We start from the raw sequence: 25,676 nt of genomic DNA on the forward strand, positions 1-25,676 counted from the left end.
CCACCTCAGCGGGTAGTAGTCTGTTTCTCGGTAAGTGACTTGGTAGTAAGCATCGTCGGTTGGGCGAGACTGGAGGATTTGTAAAAGTGCCGATCGATGTTCTGGGTTGGGAGTATATTGTGTGATTAATGTGGCGGCGCGATCGGGGAATGACGAAAGGTTATGTTCGCTGTCTTTATATAAATTTATGTTGTGTTTTCTAAACTACCAAGTATCCGAGCGGGGAATTTCCTATAGGATTTAGTAATTGGGACAACTAAATGTAAAGAGTAAATCAAGTTGCTTTCTTGGTGGGAGGGGGCGATCGCCCCCTCCCACTCAAATGAATTGCAACAGTATATTCAAGTTAGGAATAATTTATGACCAGTAATAACCCATTAGATTGGGAATACCATCAAGTCGATCATCTGTTTTTGCTGATTGGTGAAAATCCGTTGCCGAATTATGTAGCTGCTAAGACGTTACTCAGAGAGGGTGGTAAGCCTTACCTTGTTTACACTGAGTATACTTGTAAGGCTTACAAGCGTCTTAAAGAAGTTTTATGTCCGAATGACGAAGAAAAAATTGAGTTTGAAAACCAAAAAGTTGAATTATGGAACTACGAATCGAATGCTTTTGAAATTCAAAAAGCTATTAAAGATAAAGTCAAAGAACTTCAAAAGCGGTATCCAGATAAAAAGCGATTTGGACTGAACTACACGGGAGGAACCAAGGCAATGGCAGTTCATGCTTATCAAGCCTTGCTCGATCTAAAGCTTTCCCCTGAACCTATTTTCAGCTACCTTGACTCTCGTAGCTTACAAATGATTTTCGATCGAACAAATGCTCTTCCCATTCCTCTAGAAGTCCCTCACGAGAAATTGGAAATAACAGGAGAAACTCTTTTTAGCTTGCACGGTTTGTATTGGAAACAAGGTAAAAAACCTATAAATAAACCTAAGCTTGTAGAAGCTGCAACAAAAATCGTAAATCTTTATATGAATGATAACCAACGCAACAGCTTTGACAATGCTTGGTTAGATTGGTGTAACAATGTGCTGACTCCGACTACTCAAAAACAAAATAAGTATGGTAAGTATATAGATTGGAAAGAGGAGGAACATTTAGAAAAAAATATTGAACTTGACTTAACAGCAGCACCCGAAGTTATTAAAAAAGTTTTGAAAGATTCTTTAGGCGCATCATCAGATAAGCTATCGCTACAAACGGCTAAACAGAGTGGACAATTTGACAAGTTTTATCATGTCTGTGAGTGGTTAAACTGTGGATGGCTAGAACATTATGTACTAGATCAGATTCAAAAAATATCCGTCAATCCACCGATCGATGCAAGTGCAATGTCATTCAACATCATCGACCAGCCTGATGACAACTGGGAGAAGTTTCAGTTTGACGTTGCTTTTAGGAGAAGTTACCAACTTTTTGCTATATCTTGTACGACTTCTCGTGCGACCGATCGGTGTAAAGAAAAACTTTTTGAGGCATATATTAGAGCCAAACAACTAGGTGGTTCTGAAGCCAGAGTAGCTCTTGTTTGCTTTCATAATAAGCCAGGAAATATCATCAAAACCTTTAACTCTCTCATCGAAGATCCCAAAATTGCTGTTTTTGGGAATAAGCATCTAAAAAAAATATCCGCCGCTATTACTAATTGGATTGAAGGAAAGTCCTATTAAATCAGGAGTTAAGATGAGTAACTACATCGCCACTGTAATTGACACGACAGGTATTCAAAAGTATGTTTTCGGTAGCAACCGATTGAAGGAAAATATTGGGGCTTCGCATTTGGTGAAGTTAGCAACGGTTCAATGGGTTAAAGATTGTCTGATATGTCTTGATAACAACGTTCATATTCCTGATGAAGACAAAGAGGAAGTAGAACCCTGCATCAATACCGATGAAAGTATAGTTGCTGAATTGGTTTATGCAGGTGGTGGAAATACCGTATTGTTATTTAGGAGTATGGAATTTGCCAGAAAATTCACCCAAAATATCACCAGAAAAATATTAGAGGATGCGCCCGGACTCAATATAGTTATTGCTCACCATCCTTTTAACTGGGATACACAATTATTACAGCAAGTTATTGAAAATGACCTGATTAAAGGTAAGTTAGATGCCCAAAAAAGACAGCCAATACCTTCCGTACCTCTGATGGGTTTAAGCGTAACGGCAACTTGTCGATCGACTGGATTGGTAGCTGTTGAAGATACTAATGGTAAATATGGAATTCCTGACGGTGAAGGCTATCTGGCTTCTAGAGAAATTATTGCCAAGCTGAAAGCAGCAGATGAAGCTAATACACAGTTTAAGGAGATGCTATTTAAAGGCAAACCTAGTAAGTATAAAGTAGCCCGCGATGTTGATGATATGGGTCGAACTGAACAAGAAAGTAGCTATATTGCCTTGGTTCATGCAGATGGCAACCAGATGGGTAATCGATTTGATAACTATGGAAAATCACAGCGATTGAATCGAGATTTTATTGTGAAGATGCGTAGACTTTCTTGGGGAGTGAGTAAAGCCGCAAGCAGCGCAATTGAAGAAGTCGGAAAGCTGGTAATTGATGCAATTGAAACAGGCAAGATTAGCATCAAAGAAAATTACTTACCATTTCGTCCTATTGTTTATGGAGGTGACGATGTTACTTTTGTCTGTGATGGTCGCATAGGATTGCCGCTAGCAGTTAAGTTTTTGAAAGAGTTTGAAGCACGAACTCAAAATTTACCTGATGGGAAGGGTAAAGCTACAGCCTGTGCTGGAATTGCCATCGTTAAGACTCACTATCCATTTGCGAGAACTTACGAATTATGTGAAGCATTGTGCAGCAGGACCAAAAAGTTTGTTCGTCAAGAGACGGATAACTATTCAAAGAGAAAACTAATATTTTCGGCTTTAGATTGGCACATTGCAGCCAGTGGTTTATCAGGTTCAATTGGTGAAATTCGAGAACGAGAATATCAAGGAGGAAAACTAATAACACGACCGATGCGATCGCACGAATATGGCGATGACTGGTTAACTTGGACTGATTTTGCTGAAGTTGTCAGAATCTTTAATGAAGAAGAACCCTGGAAAGGCAAGCGTAACAAAGTCATTACTTTACGGGAAGTGTTACGGGAGGGGCAAACTGCAACCAAGCAGTTTCTTAATACTTATGGGATAGATGAGTTACCAGCTTTCCCTAAAGCTAAAGATAATTCTATCTTAAGAAAACAAGGTTGGGATAGAGGGCGTTGTCGCTACTTCGACGCCATTGAAGCAATGGAGTTTTACATCCCGTTAGGAGAGTAATCTATGTATACCATCAGAATTAAACTACTGAGCGATACAACGTTTGGACGAGGCGATGGAGTTGCAGGTTTAGTTGACTCAGAAGTAGAACACGATCGCTATGGTTTCCCCTACTTAAGAGGTCGTACTCTGAAAGGGCTGTTAAGTGAAGAGTGCGATAACTTAGTGATTTTATTACCGAATTATAAGCAAGAATATTGGCTAAAAATCAGAAATGATTTATTCGGTCAGCCAGGTAGTATTAACGACACAATAGCAAAAATGCACGTTGGCGATGCTTGCTTACCCGCAGGCTTACGAAAAGCTGTCGCACAACAGCAGCAGCAAGATAATTTTCCGACTCGTGAAGATGTTATCAATTCCTTGACAGCGATTCGCAAACAAACTGCGATCGCTTCAGAAACTGGCGCACCTGTCGAACATAGCTTGCGATCGATGCGGGTTGTCGTGCGCGATCGCCCCGACTCTCAACCCAGTTATGAAGCACCCCTATTTTTTGATATAGACCCTACACCCGAAAGGCTGGCGCTTTTAGGAGTTGGAACACTGGCACTTCGGCGGATGGGTAGCGGACGCAACCGAGGTAGAGGTCACGTACAATGCACTCTATATTACCGTGACGAAAATATTACCAAAAAATACATTGACCATTTTGGGGAAATTCAATGAAAGCCATTACTTTTTTATTACATACTCAACAACCGATTCTCGCCACCTCATTACAAGGCGACCCGAACAGTGATGTATCTCATTCTTATATTCCTGGCAGTATGATTCGGGGAATGTTGATTAACCGCTATCTGCGGCCACCGCACATCCAGGAGTTAGATATACTCGATCAAAAAATCAGAAAGCTGTTCTTTGACGGTCAAACCCGCTACTTAAATGCGTATCTGTGCGATCGCGAGAAAGAACAACGGACTTTACCAGTACCGCTGTGCCTGTATAAGAAAAAGGGAGAAGACCCAACTACAGAAATCTACAATTTCATTCCATTAGCATCAGAGCATAGACCTGATTCTCTTAAACGCTTAGATGATAAATTTTGCATTATAGACGAGTACGGTGATATATCACTCTACAAAGAAAGCAGAAGAATTAATATTCACAATCAGCGAAGCCGTAAAAAAGGGAGAGGTACTGATAGCAGTGGTGCCGTGTTCCGTTACGATGCAATTGATGCAGGACAGGTTTTTCAAGCTGTCATCTTATGTGACGATAAGGAAGATTTTGATGCCATCAAGTTATTACTAACACCCACAAATCATGAAGAAATAATTAATGCTTGGCTAGGTGGTTCTCAAAGTGCGGGTTACGGTCATGTCACAGTTGACTTATTACCTGATGACGATGACTGGACGGAGGTAAAAATTGATTGGGAAGAAAGAAGCCAACATCAAAATAATCTAACCGTTACTCTTCTCAGTGATACCATCATTCGGGATGAGTGCGGTCAATCAACCACCAACCCAAAACAGTTTGCCCAATTAATTTCAGAAGCATTAGGTACAGAACTTAAACATATAGATACCTACGCTAGCAGCCTAAATGTAGGAGGATTTAATCGTAAATGGGGTTTACCACTACCTCAAGTTCCAGCTTTAGCGGCAGGAAGTGTTTTTGTCTTTGAGCGACGCCAAAATCTCGATTCACAGCAAGTTACAGACTTAGAAGCACAGGGAATTGGAGAAAGACGAGTAGACGGTTTTGGTCGAGTTATCTTGAACTGGTTAAAAGAAGAAGGTGAAATAACTGCTAATTCAGTCAATACCGAACCTGACACAAGCCAAATTCTTTCCAGTACCAAAGCTAATGAAATCGCTGCACAAATGGCAGAAAGACTTCTAAGACAAAAGCTAGATGAATTGCTACTACAACAAGTGGAACCTAATACGCCTGAAAGTTCAAGAGAAATTAAGAATAGTCAACTATCCCGGTTAATGAATATAACTAGGAAAGCTCTGACTGAAGGTAAACCCGATCCCCTTTATGAATTGCTTGGCAGAGATGAAGGTACAGATAACTTGACCAAGACTGCTCGTACTCAGTTTCAACAAACTAAAATGAGAAATGGTAAAAAATTAGATGAGAAAATTAGAGAATGGTTAAACAATCCTGATAGTTGGATTCTTTCCAGTTGGGGTTCCCGACCTAAAGTTGATAATTTACCGGGAATTAAAGTCGCTACTCAACAAAAGACTCTCGATGCTCAGCTTTCACTAGAATACACTCTGCGCCTGATTATGGCAGTTGCCAAGAAAATGATGAAGGATAAAAACAATGACTGAACTTTATAGAACAGATCATCGCCATATTATTAAACGCATCATTGTACGCGGTCTGCTGGTGCTTGATACCCCAACTTGTTTAGGTCAAGGCGATGCAGATAGTCCTACTGACTTGCCATTGCTACGGGATAGTCTCCATGAGAATCATGCTTTGCTGACAGGTTCATCTATTACAGGTGCTTTGCGGAACTATTTACGAGAACATAGTAAGGGATATGGAGAAAGTGACAGTCGTCAAGATCTAGCAGCAAAATTGTTTGGCGATCTATTTGCTTATAGAGATGAAAAAGATGAAAAAAATAAAAATGAAGCCAATAAAATTAAATTAATAGAACAAGATACTCAAAGTTCTATAATTATCGATGATGCGATCGGCACTAAACCAATCAAAGCTGAACTCAGAGATGGAGTAAAAATCAATGGGGCTACAGGCACCGCAGAAGATAAAGCTAAGTATGACTTAGAGTTGCTGCAAGCTGGGACAGAATTTCCTCTAAGTTTTGAACTCTTGGTCGAGAGAGAAGCTAATGAAGCTGATTTACTAAAAGGACTAGCGATCGCACTCTCCGGCTTACAAAATCATGAAATCAGCCTCGGCATGAAAAAGCGGCGCGGTTTTGGTCGGTGTCATGTCAAAGAATGGCAGGTTTGGAACTTTAATTTGGAAGATGAGAACGATCGCATGGCCTGGTTAACCCTTGACCATTCTTGGTTAACTGACCCACCCTGTAGTAAACCACCTGCTGTTGATGCTTCAATTGTCGAAGCAATGAAAAAGGCAGGTCTTGGTGTAGCAGAAGATTGGAAAGATAAGCGCGATCGCTTCCTCATCGACGCAACATTCAAATTATTTGGTTCCCTCCTAATTCGTTCCGGTCAAGATTCAACTGGACGCGCTCCCGATGTTGTACATTTGAAATCTCATCGACCCGGTAAAATAGATGCAGAACCCGTTTTATCTGGTACGAGTTTAGCAGGAGTATTACGGCATCGCGCTGAGAGGATTATTAATACCCTTGAGAAGCCAACAAGCATCATTGATGAAGTATTTGGTACTGACTTTAGCAAGGATAAAAGCAAACAGGCAAAAGCAAGCCGTTTAGTTGTCCATGAAAAAGTTATCAAAGATGCAAATGAATTAGTACAAAATCGGATTGCGATCGATCGTTTTACAGGAGGTGCTTATCACGGCGCATTATTCGACGAACAACCTATATTTGGTGATAAAGATACCTGGGTCACCATTGAACTTGAGTTACGGAAGCCAGACAACCATGAAATTGGATTGCTGTTACTTTTGCTGAAAGATTTATGGACAAGTGATTTACCTGTTGGAGGTGAAAGTAGTATCGGGCGGGGAAGGTTACAGGGAAAAAACGCAACCTTGACCCAGTATATCTGGGATAGGGAAAAAAAGTTACAGCATAAAGAGGTATGGACGATCAATCAAACAGGTGAAAAAGAACCCCTTGTAGTGAGCGATTCTGGTAGATTAGAAAAATTTGTTCAAAAATTAGTCAATTATCCAACTGAGGTATTGAATGCTAATGAATAAACCCGATTGCAAAACCCTTGAAGATACTCAGGATATTATGGATACGCCTTCTTTGTACAACTGGTTACAAGCTAAGGCAAAGCAGTATCAATTTCAAAACTTATTAGCTCATGGTGACGATAGAGTAATTTGGTTATTAGCTCATGCTGATGATGGAGTAATTTGGGGTAAATTTAGAGGCGATGACTACAAGTTGGTGACATCAGGAGATGAGGATGTATTTCCCCAATTGGCTAAATTGCGATCGCCTACTCTCCAACAAAGTCGAATCTTTGGTAAAAATTTTGAGGTTATGCTTTGGAAAGTCGGTCAAAACTGGAAAGCACGTTCGATCGAGGATGGACATCTCTCAAAAGATGATTATATTCCCGAAGACCAAATCCTTTGGGGCACCCAAGAGGAAGGACAACCTAAACACGATTTTACTTTAGTTTCAGATGGTTCTCAAGGATTAAAACACGCTGTACCTTTAACTGGGATTACTTTCAAAGGTAAAGATTCTCGCCCCTTACGTTTGAAAGTACGTCATTATATTGATTATGATGAGAGCGGTGTAGCCAGAATTTATCTGAGTCGCCTGGTAGATTTATATTCTCATCCAAAAAAGTAGATTGTAGTAACCAGTTATGTAATTTCAAAAACACTTGTTAAAATAGGAATACATTGCATCAAGGAGCGAATTATGATCGCCAATCGTGAACAAGATCAAAAAATGACGGCGGCAGAATACCTAGAATGGGAAGCCAAGCAGGAACTTCGCCATGAATACATTGACGGCGAAATTGTAGCTATGACAGGAGGCTCTCTACCTCATAATGACATTGCTCTTAACTTATACAGGGCTTTGTACCCTCATTTCCGTGAGAGGGGCTGTCGAGTTAATGTGTCAGATGCGAAAGTTCAGGCTCGTAAAAATAGTCGCTATTTCTATCCCGATTTAGTTGTCAGTTGCGATCCTGATGACTTGAAATCACGAGAATTTATTCAAAAACCGAAAGTTATTGTTGAGGTTCTTTCTCCGGGTACAGCCAATTACGATCGCACCAAAAAACTCAAATATTATCGCCAGATTCCGAGTTTGCAAGAATATGTCTTAGTTGATTCAGAAGAAATAGTAGTTGAGGTTTATCGTCGAGGAGAAGGTAAAATGTGGCTTTATTATGAGTATGAAGCTGGGGAGGCAATTTCTTTAGAAAGTATTGAGTTTGAATGTGCGATCGAACTTTTGTATGAAGGGGTTAGTTTTGAGCAAGAGTCAGAAGATAAATAGAGATTAAGTTAATTCACAGAATCTTAAGGAGATTGAACTATGAATCCCAAGCATATCAAGAAGATTGAACAAGTCGATCGTATAGCTAAAGCACCCTACAACTTTGTTGAATTACCTGAAAAAGTTGTTGAAGCAGAGGATTTACCAAGTGGCGATCGCTATCATCCAGACCGACATACTGGAAAAATTGAATGCACTTTAACAACTAAATCTCAACTATACAGCCGTTGCGGTTGGAGTCCCGAGGATTTTGCTAAATACTCAGAACCTCCCACACATAAAACAAAAGAAGAAAGAGAGCGATGGGAGAATGACGAAAAAGCAAAGTGGGAAAAGGAAAGACGAGAAATTCTTGCTGCCTTCTTTAGTTACCCGGGCGGTAATCTTGCTGCCATATCTGGTAGTAGTATACGCGGGATGCTGCGAACTCTAGTTGAAATTGTTAGTTTTGGAAAAATAGATCGTGTTTCAGAGCAACAGCGCTTTTTCTTTCGAGCCGTTGCTGCCGATCAAGACGATCCGCTGAAGGAAGAATACAAGAAATATGTCAAACCCAAAAATATTAAAGCTGGGTACTTGGTAGAAAAAGCAGATGGTTGGTTTATTCGTCCCGCTATGCCTGTTGATGAGGCTCCCTTCGTCTGGGTTAAAGAGGATAACTTACGGTCAATCTCGGATTTTATTCCAATGAGCCACCTATCAGATTATAGACCTCAGTATTTTATGAATATTAGTTTTGAAGATATCTATACAAAAAAAACTCGTCGGTTTGCGGGGAAAGTCAGTAACAATTGTACAACCTATAAATATCAAGGAGTTGTAGTGACTAGCGGCAATATGCTGGAAGCAGGAAATAATCCCGGCGATCTCAAACGTCAGAATCACTGCATTATCCGAGAACCAAACCCAAAAGCTGAACCCATTCAAATTAGTGATGATGCTATTCGGGACTATTGTAGTGCTTTAACTCCTTTTCAGAAGCAAGAACCGCGATTCGATCAATATAAGGGTGTTTTAAAAAATGGTCGTTGTATCTTCTACTGTCAACCCCAAGCTGGACAACCAGTGACGCTATTTGGTCAAAGTCCTAACTTTCGGATTCCTTACTCTCCTCAAGGTAATGGAAAAGCTTCAACGGCACGAGATTTTATTCCCGATTTCCTGAAAGATTCTAAAGATAAACCCGCAATCACTGATATAGCTGAAGCTATTTTTGGCTTTGTCCGACGTGACAAGCAACCTGAAGGAATGGAACAAAGTCGTGCTGGTAGAGTGTTTATAAGTGATGGTATCCTGAAGCTACATCAGGAGGAGAAGGTGCAGCAAAGCCTGAATCAAGAACCCAAACCTATTCTGTTATCTAGCCCAAAACCTACAACTTTTCAGCATTACCTGGTTCAACCACCAGAAACAGGGGCAAAGAAGAGTCAACTCAAGCACTATGCTAGTAAGCCATCAACTGATACAGAAGCAGGAGAAACTGTTATTCGAGGACATAAGTTGTACTGGCATAAACCTGCTCAGATTGAAGTTCCTAGCGGCGCATCAGATAGCCAAACGAGTTTAATTAAACCGATTGATGAAGGTATTCAATTTTCATTTACCATCTACTTTGAGAACTTAAGTCAAGTAGAGATTGGTGCAATACTGTGGGTATTAAAAATTGCAGAAAATGAGAAATACTGCTTTTCTCTAGGTATGGGTAAACCTTTGGGGATGGGTGCTATCAAGGTCAAAATTGATAAGCTTAGGTTTGGCGATCGCACTCAACGCTACAACACATTATTCACCGATCGCAATAGCTGGGAGCATGGAGAGACTAACACTGATTCTGAATCCGAAGAGTGCAGAAAAGCATTTGAGAATTATGTACTGGAGAATATTCACGAAAATGACCATCCAGAGGGACATAAAGCTACCAGCCTAGATGAGCTTCCGCGAATCGAAATGTTATTGGCAATGTTGCAATGTGAAGGTTTACAAAACTCACTCCATGCTGAGTATATGACGATTGAACCTAACGAGTACAAAGAGCGCAGAGTGCTACCAACTCCGTTACAAATAGCACGAATCGATGATAATCGCAGAGTCGCTCCAACTTTTTCACCAAGTACGCTACCAAGTGTTGTAGTTAAGTCAGAACGGCAAGTGGAAATTGCTAAAGCTGTTAAGTCAAAAAAGTTTGAGATTGGACAAATTTTGGAGGCTACTGTAGCTCGCATCAACAGCAATCACGTAACTTATCATATGTTGGAAGTCTTAAAGCTTACGGAGAAGGAGCCTAAAAAAGCAGCTTTATTGAGAGAAGGACAAGCAGTTCATGTAAAGATTACTGCTCTCAAGGAAGATGGGAGTATTAAAAGTGTCAAATGTGTGGATTGATTCGTGGTTCCCATAATAGCGATCGCACTTCCAAGTTTTTGCACAGAGGCTTTATTTAGATCTAAACGGGCGGCTCCTTTCCTAATTTATGTATCACCTTGTTGATATGCTTTAACTATTTTTTCACTAAACTCTATCTGATAACGTTTCATTTTTGGCTCTGATCTACTGAATACCGTGTACCACATACAAATGGAATAGGCTGGATGATTACAAATACCGATCGCAAATAGGACAACCGTACAACATGGGTGGGAGTTGTGCGAACCAGCTTTACTTTCTCAAATGTTAGAGAAGAAGGCAGGCACGACACGGATTGACACGGATACACGGATTAAGTATGGAGCGTGATTTACTTTAAGTAGCGTGCGTCAGTTAGCATGATTTTTCCTACAAACCAACAATTTCATAACTAACGCATTTTGCAACAAATAGTGCGTCAGAATCACACTTTCTATGCTGACTAAGAATCTCCAACCTGACGCACCCTACCCATCTTATCTATCTTTAGAGTGGTGACATAATTGTGAAGTTTCGCATAATTTGTTGGCGCGGGGATTTTTTAGGACAATGCTCGATATGAAACTTTTAAAATTAAAATCAATGCTGGCGGCGACGATCGCGATCGCCTTTTGTTTAATTGCGATCGCCAGCTACGCCCAAGCCAACAAGACATTAACACTGGCGACTTCCCCAGACTACCCGCCCTATGAATTTAAAGATACGGCTGTTAGCGGCAACGAAATCATCGGTTTTGACATCGATATTGCCAAATATATTACTAAAGAATTGGGCTACGAACTGAAAGTAATTGGCATGGATTTTAACGGCTTAATTCCCGCTTTGCAGGCGGGAAGAGCCGATTTTGTGATGGCTGGAATGACTCCCACCGCAGAAAGGAAAAAAAATGTGGATTTTTCTGACCTTTACTACGAAGCTCAAAATACAATTGTCGCCAATAAAGGCAGCAATTTGACCAAAGCTGAAGATTTAGCCGGGAAAAAAGTAGGCGTTCAACTCGGAAGCATTCAGCAGGAAGCTGTGAAAAAAATGCCCGGTGTGCAACTGGCTGCTCTCAATAGAATTCCTGATATCATTCAAGAAATTAAATCGAACCGCATCGCCGCAGGAGTGATCGAGGATACTGTCGCTACGGGTTATGCCGCAGCGAACCCGGACTTGGAATTTAACACAATTCCGAATACTGAAGAAAGCGGTTCGGCGATCGCCTTTCCGAAAAATTCGAGATTAGTTCCAGAATTCAACCGAGTTCTCCAGCAAATGAAAGCCAGCGGTCAAATTAAGGAACTAGCTACTAAGTGGTTTTCTCGGCCGATTCCGCAAGAATCTGCTCAAGCAAATCAGCCTGCGGTAGCCTCCAAGTTCGGGTTAGATTTTGGCAAAATATTGCCGAGTTTGCCTTATATTTTGTCCGGGATTTGGGTAACGCTAACTTTTACCTTGCTGTCGGCATTTCTCGGATTTATCTGGGGAATCGTGCTGTCTCTGTTTAAGATTTCTAGCATTAAACCGCTGGCTTGGTTCGGTACTGCTTATACTTCTATTTTTCGAGGAACACCGCTAATTTTGCAGTTGACTTTAGTTTATTTTGCCACGCCGCAGCTTACGGGCTATAATATATCGGCGCTGCAAGCTGGTGTGATTACTTTTTTCCTGAATTCTGGGGCTTATATTTCCGAAACAATCCGCGCCGGAATTCAAGCCGTAGATAAAGGTCAAAAAGAAGCCGCAGAATCCCTTGGTGTTCCCTACAAACTGATGATGGGCGATATTATCTTGCCCCAAGCGTTGAAAAATATTTTGCCTGCATTGGTGAATGAAAGTATTGCTTTGCTGAAGGATTCAGCTTTAGTTTCAGTAATTGGCGTAGAAGACTTGCTGCGCCGCGCTACAATTGTGGGAGCCGAAAAGTATATTTACTTTGAACCTTTGATATTTGTCGGCGCAATTTATTATTTGATGGTGCTTAGTTTAACTTGGGGGGCCAATGTACTCGAACGCAGACTCCAAACTAGCAGTTAAGGTCGATCGCCTGTATAAATCTTTTGGCAATCTGAAGGTTTTGCGCGAGATAACTACTGAAATTCATCAAGGAGAAGTGATTGCCATTATCGGCCCTTCGGGGTGCGGCAAGTCTACTTTTTTGCGGTGTTTGAATTTACTGGAAATTCCGACTTCGGGGCACATATACATTGACGGGGTGGATATTACTCTGCCGAAGGTAGATATTCTGAAAATCCGCCAGAAAGTGGGGATGGTTTTTCAGCATTTCCACTTGTTCCCGCACATGACTGTGCTGCAAAATGTGATGTATGCGCCTGTAAAGGTGAAGCAGGTGGCTAAGGATGAGGCGCGTCTGAAGGGGTTAGAATTGCTGGAAAAAGTGGGTTTGTCAGATAAGGCGGAGGTTTATCCTTCTAAGCTTTCGGGGGGACAAAAACAGCGGGTGGCGATCGCCCGCTGTTTGGCTATGGAACCGGAAATTTTGTTGATGGACGAACCGACTTCTGCACTCGATCCTGAAATGGTTAAAGAAGTCTTAGATGTGATGAAAGCTTTGACAAAAACTGGAATTACAATGGCGATTGTAACTCACGAAATGGGTTTTGCGCGGGAAGTCGCGCACCGGATATTGTTTCTGGATGGCGGAAAGGTGGCGGAAGATGTGCCGCCCCAGGAGTTTTTTAGTAACCCGAAGTGCGATCGCGCCAAGCAATTTCTGGAAAAAATGCTTTAATCTGATATCGCATCCGCAATTAAATAGGTTTGTTGTTCGATCGCACATAATCTCACCTTCTCAGCCCCGCACCCTACAATCACGAGAATATTTAGTTTTAAATTCACCTTTTTTTACTGTGCCGATCGCGCTGGCGATCGAGTTTAGCTAAAAATGCACCCGAAACATCCGCCAGAATGCTAATTATCCGATACAAAGCCACCGCACCCAGAATTATACCCGTAGAAAAGCGATCGGACAACAGGGCGATCGCCGTTGCTTCAAATACTCCCATTCCCCCCGGTGCTCCCGGTACGACTAAACCGACAACAAACGCAAAACAAAAAGCACCAAACAAGTTGGGAATATTGCTAAATTCCACCGGAGTTAAAGCCATTACCGTTAGCAAAAAACCGCAGCCCCGCAATCCGATAAAACATATTTGTCCGATTAACGGCACTAAAGGATAGCGTTTAATTGGCAAATTAATTTTGCGGTTTGACTTGACACTCGATGTTTTTTTAGTTAAAGTGGAGGTAGACTCTAAACGCAAAGTTTGTCGCTCGCCCCGATCCTCCCCAACTTCTGAATTTTCCCCATTGTTCTTGGATAACTTCAACCGCTCTACAAATAGGACGATCGGATTTAAAATTCGGGGATGAATCGCCGTTAAAATAGCAGCACAACCGACAATTCGCAAAAACCAATTGAATTTGTCAAAACAAATCAACCCAATCAAAACGCCAGCAGAAGCCATCAGCAGCGGTTCCAGCAACACGCTGAGAGTAGCAGCTTTAGGGAAAATGCCTGCCTTTTTGGCGTCCAATATTCTACCCCAAAAATGCCAAATATTCCCCGGCAAATACTTGGCAATATTAGTTTTGAGAAAAACTTGAATCGCCCAGGCAGCAGTTACAGGTTGGCGGAATTCCCGCAAAATCAACATCCACACCCAGCCGACAAAAATTAGAGAAAGTAAAGTGACGCCAAGGGCGATCGCCAGCAACGGAAAACTTTCGGCTCGAATTTGGATATTCGCGACTTCTCGCCAGTGAGTTAAAAAAGCTTTGGCAATAAATAAAAACGTCCCGCCTAAAATCAAATAGCGCAAATAAGGCTTTAAATGCGACTTCGCGATGTTGAAAAAATTCTGAATTCGATGCAAGTGTTGTTTTCCCATTTTCTGATCCCGATTTTGAATTTGGGATTAAGTTATACTGTTTGAGATTTTATATTTTAGAGCGGCTAAGGCGGAATTGTGGTTGATTTACACGGCATGATATGACGGAATAAATCTGTTTAACCTGAGATGTTGCACCCTTGTCAAGAATGGGCTCTCCGGCCCGTTCCACAATAACTCAACATTTTTGTGGCACAGGCCGAAAAGCCTGTTCCTAAACGGGCTCTCCGGCCCGTTCCACAATAACTCAACATTTTTGTGGAACAGGCCGAAAAGCCTGTTCCTAAACAAGTAATTGAGAAGGGTGGAACATCTTAGTTTAACCTAACCTATGCACACCTCTACAGACTGTGCGTAATGCCCGCCTTACAGAGTATTTAGGGCACTTTTAACCACAAACTTAAATTTAAAATCTAAAATTTAGATCGATATACCTCGCTAGGAGTACATTTCTATGCCCGGCCCGAGCCCTGACGGTTTTTCCTATCTTTTAGATGATAGCCCCAATAGTTTCGCCTTGACTCCGGGCTTTTTGACTCCTTATCCTAACGGACTTTTTGCCCTCGGCGGCAACGATTTTATTGTCGGTTCGTCGGATGCCGAAATAATTAGCGGTGATAATGGTAACGATCGCATTCTCGGCGGTGGCAATTCCGATACCCTCTTCGGTGGTGCGGGCAACGATTTGCTTAACGGTGGTGCCGGCGCAGACTTCCTGTTTGGCGATGCTGGCAGCGATACCTTGCAGGGAGGTAAGGGAGATGACGTGCTCAACGGCGGCGACGGCAGCGACGTTTTAGTGGGCGATGGGGGCAAAGATACGCTGACAGGGGGTTTGGGCCCAGATACCTTTGTCCTCCGCAGCGACTCCGCAGTCTCCGATCCGGCTGCAGCAGACGTGATTACTGACTTTAACAGTTTTGTGGATTCGATCGGACTGACTGACAATCTTACCGAAGCTGACTTGATTCTCGAAGAAATATCGATCGCCCCCGGTATTTCCAATACATTAATTAAAATTCGCCAATCCAATGCTATTTTAGGCTTGGTAGCCAACGCATCTCCACAAGACCTCGCCAATACATTCATCTCTGCAACTACCGTATTGGGCAACCAACTGGATCAAGCTCGCGATTTAGGCGTTTTGGGCGGCACTCAAACGATCGCAGACTCGCTTAGCAATGCCCGGCCAGACGGCCTTTACCGCTTTACTTTGCCTGCAAATAGCGACTTTAAATTAACTGTCAGCGGTTTGACTGCGGATGTTGATGTTGCTCTAATTAAAGATATTAACGGCGACAATTCTATTGACTTCACCGATATTATTGCTTCTTCTCAACAACCGAATTTATCGCCGGAAGCGATCGACATCAACGGTTTAGCCGCAGGAACTTACTTTGTCCGAGTTTATCAATACCAAGGCAGTACAAATTTCTCCCTCAATCTGTCTGCAACTCCTGCAACTGTTTCTCCTAACAATCCGAGCAACTTGCAAGGTTTTGACTCTCGTTTTGGGTTCGGTTTGGTGAATGCAGCGGCGGCAGTTGCCAAAGCTCAAGGTACTGCAACTTTTCCTGATGTTCCCGACTTGGGCGGCGACGAGTGGGGCAGAGATTTAATTAAAGCTCCAGAGGTTTGGGCCCAGGGCTTGACTGGAGACGGAATTGTGGTGGCAGTTATTGACAGCGGAGTTGACTACAATCACCCGGATTTGACGGGGAATATTTGGAGTAATGTCGGGGAAACTGGCGTTGATGCGATCGGTCGCAATAAAGCTAGCAACGGGGTTGATGATGATGGCAATGGCTTTGTTGACGATTTCCGAGGATGGGATTTTGTCAATAACGATAATGACCCTATGGATGATAACAATCACGGCACTCATATATCGGGTTTAGTTGCTGCGAAAAAAGATGGGGTTGGGATTACTGGAACGGCTCCGACTGCGAAGATTATGCCTTTGAAAATACTTAATGGAGCAGGGGTGGGTAAAATTCGGGATGAAATTAATGCGATTAATTATGCGGTGGCAAATGGAGCGAAGATCATAAATGTGAGTTTGGGCGGCCTACAGTTGAATGCTCAAGAATTGGATGCGATTCGAGCGGCTGAAGCTCAAGGCGCGATCGTGATTTCGGCTGCGGGAAATGATGCTCGTCCACAAGTAGATTATCCGGCTCGGTTTGCCAATGAGGTAGGAATTGCTGTCGGTGGTGTTACCCGAAATGGCTTGTTTGGGGAGTATTCTAACCGGGCGGGTTCGCAAGCAATTAATTATTTTGTTGCTCCGGGTGGCGACGGTGGTAGGGCGGATTCTGGTGATGTTTATTCAACTGTGGCGCTTTCTCAACCGGGGATTCCCTATCGATATTTTTCCGGTACTTCAATGGGAGTGCCACAAGTATCCGGCGTGGTAGCTTTGATGTTGCAAGCTAATCCGAATCTGACTCCTGCTGATATTAAGAGGATTCTTGCGGAAACTGCGAATCGAGCTGTTTGAATTAATTGATAATTGGTAATTGGTAATTGGGAATCGGTAATGGGATTGACATACTGTTAGCAGATTTCGTAGGGGCGGGTTTCACCAACAATATCGAATTTCTACTAACAATATACCTAAACCCGCCCCCACACAACTAACAATCTACATCAACATGGATTTGTATTGAATGCGAAAAATGTACCAGGGGTTTACCGTGGGATAGGGGCGGGTTTTATAGATTGTTAATTAACCTAAATATTGTTGGTGAAACCCCCCCTACAAGCCCAATTAAAAATTGGCGGCGTAAGTTAAGTCAAATTGGCGGCACAGGGTGATGCAGCAGTAGCTTGGTCGATCGAATACTAACTCGTAATTCATCTGGCCGTCTATTTTGGTGATCGGCTGCTTTAAGGGGATGCCCTGAATGTCGTATTGACGGCGTTCTAAGGCACTCCAGTCGATAATTTTGAAGTCGATTTGGTTCTGTAACTCACTTGCGATCAGATATAGGTGCATCTTGTCTTGAACTTTCCCAGTCAGGGGAACTTTTATTAACACTGACTGGGTGACGAGGGGTTTTTGGTCGTTGGGATGCTTCTGGGTGTGGCAGCTTTTGAATTCTATATCGTAAGGTTCTACCTTGAATTTCTCTCCACTGGCGATCGCAGATGAGTGCAAATCTTTCAGGCACTTTTCTAGGTGAGGAATCAGCCCTAAGTCTGGATCGCACAGCAGTTTACGAATGTTGGAGGTTTCAGTGAGTGTCATTGGAGATTTTTGATGTTATTTTTTTATTCTTAACTTTTAGCTTACCACTAAAAGCAAACCTATCGAACTCTCCTTGCGACATACTTTCAAAAATGCCGTTTATGGCCAGTATGTCGCAGTGAATAAGACATTTTTGGGCCACAAACCCGTGTTTTTTGCCTTAATATTTGAGATTATTTCTTGGTAATTTTCCACAGATTAAGCTCGACATTAGTGTCAGCCGGATCTATTTGATAGTTTTGTTGCTGAATTGCCGATCGCAAAGTAGAGGACGGTCTGTATAAAAACAACTCACTGAAACCGCCGGGAATTTGCGGGGGTTGGGGTTTTTTCTTTGCCAATTCTCGATTTTTGTAGCAAGAAGTGTAACAGCGGGGTTCTATTAGCAGTTTTACTTTGGGTTCTAGGTAATAACTTAAAGGCATGATATATGCAATATTGGCATCGCTGATAAATAGGGGATTGCTGGCTTGATTGACAGTTGCGGCTACTTCCAAGGCACGCAACCAACCGCTGCCTTTATTCCACCAAATATCTGCTTGAGAACTAACTCCACCGGATATAATACCTGCGGAAAAAACTCCCACTATAACTATTTTCCACAGTTTTTGCTGTTTTAATTTCTCCAAATTGCTACTGATTTTCGCAGACAGCAGGTAAGCCACTGCTATCTGAATTCCCACATAACAAGGAACTAAATATCGCGGATTTGCCGATCGCCTTCCACCCTTGATTATATCAGGCACTGCTAAAAACAAAGCAGTTGTTGCAATTAATAACAATACAATCAACCACACTCGCTTTGGTGTTTGTCGGCATAGATAATAAAGGGCATAGCCGACTAAAGCTAGAATCATGATCCCAACTGGAATTAGCAAGGCTAGTTGTGTGGCGTTGGCACTTCCATCAATGCCAATATCAAAAAATGCTATGGTGATGGAACCAACCCATCTGCTGACTAATCTTAAGAAATTTGTTTGTTCTGCCCATATTGTTGTGCTTCTAACTTGATTGAAATTTTCTACAGTATTTACCAGGGAAGGCATGAAGCATATCAAAGCGATTAAAGATGCTACATAATAGGAAATAAATGTTTTCACATCGCGCCAGTTGGCAATAACTGCGACGTAGATTGCGTGGGCGGCAGCGACGCAGACAAATAACAAGTGGGTGTACAATCCCAGTGTTGCTGTGGCTGCATAAAGCGCCCAGGAAAGAACAAGGGCGACAGGATTTTGATTTTCGTCAGGGCGTGTTGCTCGCAGCAAGGCGGCAGTGGATAAAATAGTAGTTACTGTCCACAAACTGTACTGTCTTGCTTCTTGGGCAAAGAGGATGTGGTAGGGAGAAATTGCGAAAATTGCGATCGCCATCCATGCTACTGCTGAAGATTCAAATAACTCCCAAGCCAGCCAATAAATTGCGGGAAATACTAGCAGGCTAATCACGGCTGCCAAACTTCTCATTGCTGCAACGGAAGTGCCGAACCATTGCGCCCAATATCGCGCTAATACGTAATACAGCGGCGGGTGGTGGGGGTCTTCTGTTGCTAAAGAATTCAGGGTATCCCTTAAGGTTTTTTCGGAATTTATCTGCTGATATTTTTGTAAATCCGCAGGCGAGGTTATTTTCTGGTAGGAAATTTCTTTGATTATTTCGGCTTCGGTGTAGCCAGAAACTCTTAAAGAAGTATATGTTTCGTCGATCCAGTAAAATTTGCGATCGAGATTGGCGAACCGAAATAAAATACCTATGACTAATACGGCTATAATTAAAAATTGCAGCCAATTTCGGGGAACATTAAAACGCATTTTTCCAACCCTACTTCATTTTTTTAGCAATTTTCTCAAAATTATATGTTGATTTTGTAGAGTGTAAAGAGTTGGTATTTCATAACGAGTATTTTTTTCTATTTCTGTTTTGAATTCTCTGGAAATACCATACAAAAAAATCTCGTTAAAATTTGGTGGGATTTTCACAATTTTAGGTGGCAATACTAAAAACTTAGCAGGGGAATTGATTAAGTAACTCAAACTGAGTAAGTTGCCGATCGTATCTACACTATACACCCACAAGTCTGTTATGAGTAATGGCCGAGAAGCTGAGTTTACCGTGCGGGCGATCGGGATGTTAATATAAGAGCGGTCTTTATTCCACCAAGAGTCTGCTGGCAAATAGATGCAGCAGGATATAATTCCAATAGAGAGCAAAGCAGCCAGAGCCAGTCTCCACAGCTTTAGCAACTGCATTGTAACTTGAGGAGATGTCATTTTTACCGCCAAAAAATAGGAAACAGCTATCTGCATTCCTAAATAACAGGGAATCATGTAGCGGGTGTTGATCGATCGCATTCCGCCCCAGATTAAATCCGCTGGCAGGAAAATGGCTAATGTCACGCACGTTAATGTCATAACAAACAACCAAACACGTCTTTCTGTCTGACTCAGCAGCAAATAAAAAGAATATCCGACAATTATTAAAATCATTAAAATAATTGGGATAGTTAATATGAAATATAATCGTGGCAAATCAGAGTATAATCCTACATCAAAAAATTGCCTAATAATGTTTAAAACGAAATTTAAAACTAATTTTGAAATTGGAATTCTTAAGGACTGCCATGCTATTTTGTCACTGACATTTTGCGAATTTATTAAATAAACTACAGTCCAAGGAAATAAGGCAATAAATCCTGCGCTTGCTGCTATAAAATACCCAATTACCGTCTTGTTAAACCGCATATTTTCCGAGAGGGCTACATAAATTCCATGCCCTAGCACCACCAGTGCAAATAATAGGTGAGAATAAAATCCCAGTGCTACTGTTACCGCATAAATTGCCCAACTGCTGTTAGTTTTTAGCCGCATTGCCCGCAGCAAAGCAGCGCTAGACAGCAAAATTATTAATACAAACAAGCTGTAAGGTCGAGCTTCTTGAGCGTAAACTATTTGAAAAGGCGATACAGCTAGTAATGAAACTGCCAACCAAGCTGTCAGCGAGGAATCAAATAATTCTAAGCACAGCCAATACATACAAGGCAATGCGAGCAAACTAAAAACAGCCGACATACTTCTAGTTACAGCCACTGAATCGCCGAACAGTTGCACCCAAAATCTCGTCGCTACAAAATACAGCGGAGCGAGTTGGGGTTCTTCTAAAGCTAATCCTTTTACGGTATCTACGACGGTTTTTTCTGAATTTATCCGTTGATATTTTTGTAAAAATTTAATGTCCCGACTTTCACCGTCAACTACTTGCTGAATAAACTCAGATTCTGTATATCCAGATAACCGCAGGGATGTGTAACTTTCATCTATCCAGTAAACTTTCTTTCCTAGGTTGGCGAAGCGAAAGAATATGCCGAGGACTAATACAACTATAATTAAAAATCGCAGCCACTTGTCAAGTGAAGGGTTGTGAGAATTTAGTCGATCGCGATCTTTGGTAGATTCCATTTTATAACTAGCTAATCTCCCACAATTTTTTTCTGTCACCCCACCTGTAAGGTGCGCTGGGCGCACCCTACCAACTTAACAGCCAGAGAGAGGACTTCAGTCCTCTCTACAAACAAAGGAATGATTAATCATCCACTCCTTCAATCGGCGCAAAACCTTGGCGCTGAATATTTTCGGTTATGGTGCGCGGTTCGAGGAATTGTAGCAAATAATCCGGGCCGCCAGCTTTAGAACCAACTCCCGAAAGTTTGAATCCTCCGAAAGGTTGGCGCGATACCACAGCCCCGGTAATTCCGCGATTGATGTACAGGTTTCCGACTTCAAAATCGGATGCGGCTCGATCGATATGCGAAGGCGTGCGAGAATACAATCCGCCGGTTAAAGCAAAATTAGTACCGTTAGCAATCGCAATCGCTTCGCTGAAATTACGAGCCCGAATCACCGACAAAACCGGGCCGAAAATTTCTTCTTGGGCGAGAGTTGCTGTGGGCGATACTTCGGTAACAATGACTGGGCCGACAAAATAACCGGTTTCTGGTGCCGGCATTTCTAAAGCTATTTTAGCTTCGGCGCGACCTTTTTCGATGTATTCGCGGATGCGCGAATGGGCATTTGCATCGATCACAGGGCCGACTTGAGTGCCGGGATTTTCTGCGGGGCCGACATTGAGCGATCGCGTCGCTTCTACCAATCTTGCCACAAAATTATCGTACACCGATTCGACCACAATTACTCGCGAACAAGCGGAACATTTTTGGCCGCTGTATCCAAATGCCGAATAAACTACGCCTGCAACTGCTTGGTCTAAATCCGCACTTTCATCGACAATAATTGCATTCTTGCCACCCATTTCCGCAATTACTCGTTTCAGGTGTTTTTGTCCAGGCTGCAAAATCGCAGCATCGGCATAAATCTGACAGCCAACTTCCTGAGAACCCGTGAAAGTAATCATGTGAACGTCGGGATGTTTCACCATGTAAGCGCCGACGGTGGAACCTTTGCAAGGCACGTATTGAAATACGCCTTTGGGGATTCCGGCTTCTACCAATATTTCAGCTATTTTTGCTGCAATTACTGAGGAAACTTCCGCAGGTTTGAGCAAAGTACAATTACCTGCCACCAGGGATGCAACTGTCATGCCCACAGGAATTGCGAGGGGGAAATTCCAAGGTGAAATGATTAAAGAAATGCCACGTGGCTGATAGCTGTAGCGGTTAGTTTCTCCGGGAATGTCGTAATTTTTCCCTTGTTCTAACCGTTCCATTTCGTCGGCGTAGTAGCGGCAAAAATCAATAGCTTCGGAAACTTCGGCATCGCATTCTCTGACGGGTTTGCCGACTTCAAACACCATCCAAGCTGATAGTTCGTGCCGCCGCTGTTCCATCAATTCTGCGGCTTTGCGGAGGACGCCTGCCCGCTGGCGGACGGGGGTTTTTCGCCAACCGGTGAAGGCTGCTTTTGCTGCTTCAAGGGCTTGTTTGGCCTGTTCTTCGGAAATCAATCCGATTGTGCCAACTACTTCTGTGGGATTGGAAGGGTTGAGTGAGTTAACTGTGGCTTCAGTATTTTGGTACTCGCCATTGATTAGCGGTAAATAGGTTTTACCTAGGTTGGCGCGCACTGATTTGATGGCTGTTTCTGCTTGTTGCCGCAATTTGGTATTGGCGTAGTCGGTATCGGCAACGTTGGGAAATACTTTGCTGTAAACTAGCTGGTCATTTCCGTTAGCAACTGGTGCGGCTAACAATTGTTCGATCGGCATTTCTTCGGAACTTTGCCGGATGAAAGAACTGTTGGCGGTATTTTCCAGCAAACGGCGGATCAAATAAGCCATTCCCGGCAGCAAATCGCCGTAGGGGCAGTAGACTCGGACGCGATAACCCCGATCGACCAAAAGCTTAGCCAATTTGTCGCCCATGCCATACAGCACTTGCATTTCAAAGCGGCGGCGCGGTATATTGAGAGTTTCGGCAATGGCGATCGCCCTCGCTTGCGATCGGACATTATGACTGCCAATAGCTGCATACAAATATTCGTGATTTTCTAGCAGCAACTGCGTCATCTGCTCGAAATTGGCATCGGTAGCAACTTTGTCATTGTAGACCGGCTGCGGCCAATCTTTCTGCATCGCTTTGATAGTTTCCTGATCCCAGTAAGCGCCTTTTACCAGCCGCACTGTTACCGGATTTCCGCGTTTTTTTGCCCAGGAAATCAGGTTTCGCAAATCTTGGGCGCTGTCGCGCAAATAAGCTTGCAATGTAATTCCAATATCCGTGCGGCTGCGAAACTCTTCCTCTAACAATAAGTCTTTGAGAATGCTCAGAGTTAAACTTTTGTAAGCATACTGTTCCATATCGAAATGAACCGCCGCGCCCAATTCCTTCGCGCGACGCAGTAAAATGCGAATTCTCTCGCTTACTTTCTCCTCACTACCTTTAGCATCCAAAGGGTCAAACTGAGAATAAAAAGCCGTTAACTTTACCGATACTTGCACTCGCGGCAAAGTTTCGCCGTCAGCTTTGTCAATTGCATCTACCTGCGGCCAATTCTTCGCTGCATTGGCGAGTTCCTCCATCAATTCCAAATAGCGGTTAAGATAAATTTCCGCCTCAGTTTCAGTGATGACAGCTTCCCCCAAAAGGTCAACTGTAAAACCCATTTTATCTTTGCGAAGCCGCTCTAAAGTTTTAACTACCTGCTTGATATTTTCCCCAGAAATATACTTGTGCGCCAAAGTTTCCACTGCAGGCGCAACCGTCGTCGCAGCCAATTGTCCAGGAATCGAATCAGCGTTAGTAAAATTGAGTAATTTTTTCAAAGCTTCGGGCAATTCTACCTCTTGGGCGGTCAGGTATTCTTGCAGGTGGCGGGCAATTTCCGGCTTGCTGCGGAGTGCCGGCAAACAGTCGATGAATCGAAACAATTGCACCCGCAGTCCGGGGTTAGCCATCGCCCAATCCATTAGTTTGTCGTCCCAGCGCATTTGGTCTTGCAGTTGACCGAAAAAAGAGCGCTTTTTGTCTTGAGTTGCCTTCAGGATTTCTTTGGCAATTTCCTGGGTTTTTGCTTCGTAGATGCTTGGAGATATTTGTGCAACCATTGGTAATTAGTAATGGGTAATTTGTAATTTGCAACCAGGGCGGGTTTATGTATTGTGTAACTACCCCCTGAGACAATTATACTTGCTATTTGACTTCAATCTTAACTTGGTAGTTTGCTTGGCGATCGCCTGAAATTTCAATAGTATAATCGCCGCTACTGGCTAGTTGACCTTGCCACTGACCTGTGCTATCAGTAGTACCTAAATTTTCACCGTTAGGAGCAATAATTGCGGCGCTAACTTGACCTTCTTGAACATTAATTGTCATGCTTTGGCCGCTATTGCACTCCAGTAAGTAGCGCCTGGATATGTTGGCTCGCAAACTATTGCTCAGAGTAGTTCCCGTAGCACCGGCTTGAAAGTAAACTCGCTCGGTTACAGGGGTTTCAACCGCAGCGGGAGTTGGAGTTGGAGAAGGCAACGGCAAAGGAGAAGGCAACGGCGAAGCAAGTTGCGGAACACCAGACAGAGAGGGGATTTGAGTGGGACGGGGCGACGGAGGGAATGTGGGGGGCCGCCCATTTCCAGGGGCTGGGGGAAGTCCGGGCCTGCGGTTGATGGGCGCTGTGGCGACAGGCGGAGGGCTTTCGGGGAGGGGTACGTCAGCGGGTAGTTTGATTTGAAGGTTGGCTCTTTCCTGATACATTTTCCACGCTAGCAAACTGCCGAGACTAAGGACGGAACCGACTAAGATTCCGCTGAGAAAAACTGCTAAGATTTGCCACGAGCGAGCTGGTTTTGGTTCGAGGTTGGCAGTTGGAATTGTTGGAGGCGGATAACTTGTAATTTGAGTTGTTTCCGGCGTGCTATCGGCGACAACTGGAATTGTTTCGGCTGCGTCCATGGGCGCTGAAATATCTTCGGGCGTGGCAATTTCTGCGGGAGTTTCTGCTGATGCGGAAGTTGAATCAGCCCTGGCAATTTCACTGCGATCGAACTCATCGCTGGTAGTGGAAATTATTTCCGGGTGCTGAGTCAAAATTTGTTTTTTTTCCTGTTCGTCGCTCATGGGGCTAAAATTATTTTACAAAGACCGCTTTTAGACATTTTACGTTACTGGTGCGATCGCCTGCACTGAAATTATCTAGCAGAATGAAGAAGGCACAACCAGTGATTTTGACACGGATACACGCATCTTGCCTGTTCATAAAAATGGTACTTGTGT

17 protein-coding genes are annotated in these 25,676 nt (G+C 43.0%); 11 read left to right on the forward strand and 6 right to left on the reverse strand.

What is annotated here, in order from left to right:
* Positions 1 to 359: 359 nt before the first annotated feature.
* The 10 genes from QUB51_RS00220 (at position 360) to QUB51_RS00265 (ending at position 13,547) form a co-directional block, all read left to right on the forward strand.
* Positions 360 to 1,676 (forward strand): Card1-like endonuclease domain-containing protein, encoded by a 1,317-nt coding sequence (locus QUB51_RS00220; protein ID WP_333209866.1) that lies wholly within the window; start codon positions 360 to 362, stop codon positions 1,674 to 1,676.
* 13 nt (positions 1,677 to 1,689) lie between these two features.
* Complete coding sequence (locus tag QUB51_RS00225) at positions 1,690 to 3,294, forward strand: Cas10/Cmr2 second palm domain-containing protein (RefSeq protein ID WP_333209867.1); 1,605 nt, start codon at positions 1,690 to 1,692, stop codon at positions 3,292 to 3,294.
* 3 nt (positions 3,295 to 3,297) lie between these two features.
* Positions 3,298 to 3,963 (forward strand): RAMP superfamily CRISPR-associated protein, encoded by a 666-nt coding sequence (locus tag QUB51_RS00230; protein ID WP_333209869.1) that lies wholly within the window; start codon positions 3,298 to 3,300, stop codon positions 3,961 to 3,963.
* The gene (locus QUB51_RS00235; RefSeq protein ID WP_333209870.1) at positions 3,960 to 5,582 is read left to right on the forward strand and encodes a type III-B CRISPR module-associated Cmr3 family protein; all 1,623 of its coding nucleotides are present in this window, start codon (positions 3,960 to 3,962) and stop codon (positions 5,580 to 5,582) included. The genes QUB51_RS00230 and QUB51_RS00235 overlap by 4 nt, the downstream gene beginning before the upstream one ends.
* Positions 5,575 to 7,137: an RAMP superfamily CRISPR-associated protein gene (locus QUB51_RS00240; RefSeq protein ID WP_333209872.1), complete on the forward strand. Its 1,563-nt coding sequence runs from the start codon at positions 5,575 to 5,577 to the stop codon at positions 7,135 to 7,137. Before QUB51_RS00235 ends, QUB51_RS00240 begins: the two co-directional genes overlap by 8 nt.
* Positions 7,130 to 7,747, forward strand: a complete 618-nt coding sequence (csx19, locus tag QUB51_RS00245; RefSeq protein ID WP_333051703.1) for a type III-D CRISPR-associated protein Csx19 — start codon at positions 7,130 to 7,132, stop codon at positions 7,745 to 7,747. Before QUB51_RS00240 ends, csx19 begins: the two co-directional genes overlap by 8 nt.
* Positions 7,748 to 7,819: 72 nt before the next feature.
* The gene (locus tag QUB51_RS00250; protein ID WP_333051701.1) at positions 7,820 to 8,407 is read left to right on the forward strand and encodes a Uma2 family endonuclease; all 588 of its coding nucleotides are present in this window, start codon (positions 7,820 to 7,822) and stop codon (positions 8,405 to 8,407) included.
* A 39-nt stretch (positions 8,408 to 8,446) separates the two neighbouring features.
* Complete coding sequence (locus QUB51_RS00255) at positions 8,447 to 10,789, forward strand: TIGR03986 family type III CRISPR-associated RAMP protein (protein ID WP_333051699.1); 2,343 nt, start codon at positions 8,447 to 8,449, stop codon at positions 10,787 to 10,789.
* A gap of 579 nt (positions 10,790 to 11,368) precedes the next feature.
* The gene (locus QUB51_RS00260; protein WP_333261229.1) at positions 11,369 to 12,832 is read left to right on the forward strand and encodes an ABC transporter substrate-binding protein/permease; all 1,464 of its coding nucleotides are present in this window, start codon (positions 11,369 to 11,371) and stop codon (positions 12,830 to 12,832) included.
* A complete protein-coding gene (locus QUB51_RS00265; protein WP_333209882.1) occupies positions 12,798 to 13,547 on the forward strand; it encodes an amino acid ABC transporter ATP-binding protein in 750 nt (249 codons plus the stop codon). The genes QUB51_RS00260 and QUB51_RS00265 overlap by 35 nt, the downstream gene beginning before the upstream one ends.
* A 103-nt stretch (positions 13,548 to 13,650) precedes the next feature.
* Here QUB51_RS00265 and QUB51_RS00270 read toward each other — a convergent pair whose 3' ends face one another.
* A complete protein-coding gene (locus tag QUB51_RS00270) occupies positions 13,651 to 14,706 on the reverse strand; it encodes a UPF0104 family protein (RefSeq protein WP_333209884.1) in 1,056 nt (351 codons plus the stop codon).
* A gap of 454 nt (positions 14,707 to 15,160) precedes the next feature.
* On the opposite strand from QUB51_RS00270, the gene QUB51_RS00275 reads away from it, so the two are divergent.
* Positions 15,161 to 17,206, forward strand: coding sequence for a S8 family serine peptidase (locus QUB51_RS00275; protein ID WP_333051688.1), 2,046 nt, complete (start codon positions 15,161 to 15,163; stop codon positions 17,204 to 17,206).
* A 270-nt stretch (positions 17,207 to 17,476) separates the two neighbouring features.
* Here the strand turns inward: QUB51_RS00275 and QUB51_RS00280 are convergent, their stop codons facing one another.
* The 5 genes from QUB51_RS00280 to QUB51_RS00300 all read right to left on the reverse strand — a co-directional run bounded on the left by QUB51_RS00280 (position 17,477) and on the right by QUB51_RS00300 (position 25,520).
* Positions 17,477 to 17,956 carry a hypothetical protein gene (locus QUB51_RS00280; RefSeq protein ID WP_333051685.1) on the reverse strand — a complete coding sequence of 160 codons (480 nt, stop codon included), beginning with the start codon at positions 17,954 to 17,956 and terminating at the stop codon, positions 17,477 to 17,479.
* 173 nt (positions 17,957 to 18,129) lie between these two features.
* Entirely contained in the window at positions 18,130 to 19,767 is a 1,638-nt protein-coding gene (locus QUB51_RS00285; RefSeq protein WP_333231254.1) for a glycosyltransferase family 39 protein, read from the reverse strand.
* A 15-nt stretch (positions 19,768 to 19,782) separates the two neighbouring features.
* Positions 19,783 to 21,411: a glycosyltransferase family 39 protein gene (locus tag QUB51_RS00290; protein ID WP_333209889.1), complete on the reverse strand. Its 1,629-nt coding sequence runs from the start codon at positions 21,409 to 21,411 to the stop codon at positions 19,783 to 19,785.
* Positions 21,412 to 21,535: 124 nt separating this feature from the next.
* Positions 21,536 to 24,511: an L-glutamate gamma-semialdehyde dehydrogenase gene (gene pruA / locus QUB51_RS00295; RefSeq protein WP_333051676.1), complete on the reverse strand. Its 2,976-nt coding sequence runs from the start codon at positions 24,509 to 24,511 to the stop codon at positions 21,536 to 21,538.
* An 85-nt stretch (positions 24,512 to 24,596) separates the two neighbouring features.
* Positions 24,597 to 25,520, reverse strand: coding sequence for a hypothetical protein (locus tag QUB51_RS00300; RefSeq protein WP_333231257.1), 924 nt, complete (start codon positions 25,518 to 25,520; stop codon positions 24,597 to 24,599).
* Positions 25,521 to 25,676 lie beyond the last annotated feature (156 nt).

The organism is Microcoleus sp. AT8-A3, assembly GCF_036705675.1.
Classification (GTDB): domain Bacteria; phylum Cyanobacteriota; class Cyanobacteriia; order Cyanobacteriales; family Microcoleaceae; genus Microcoleus.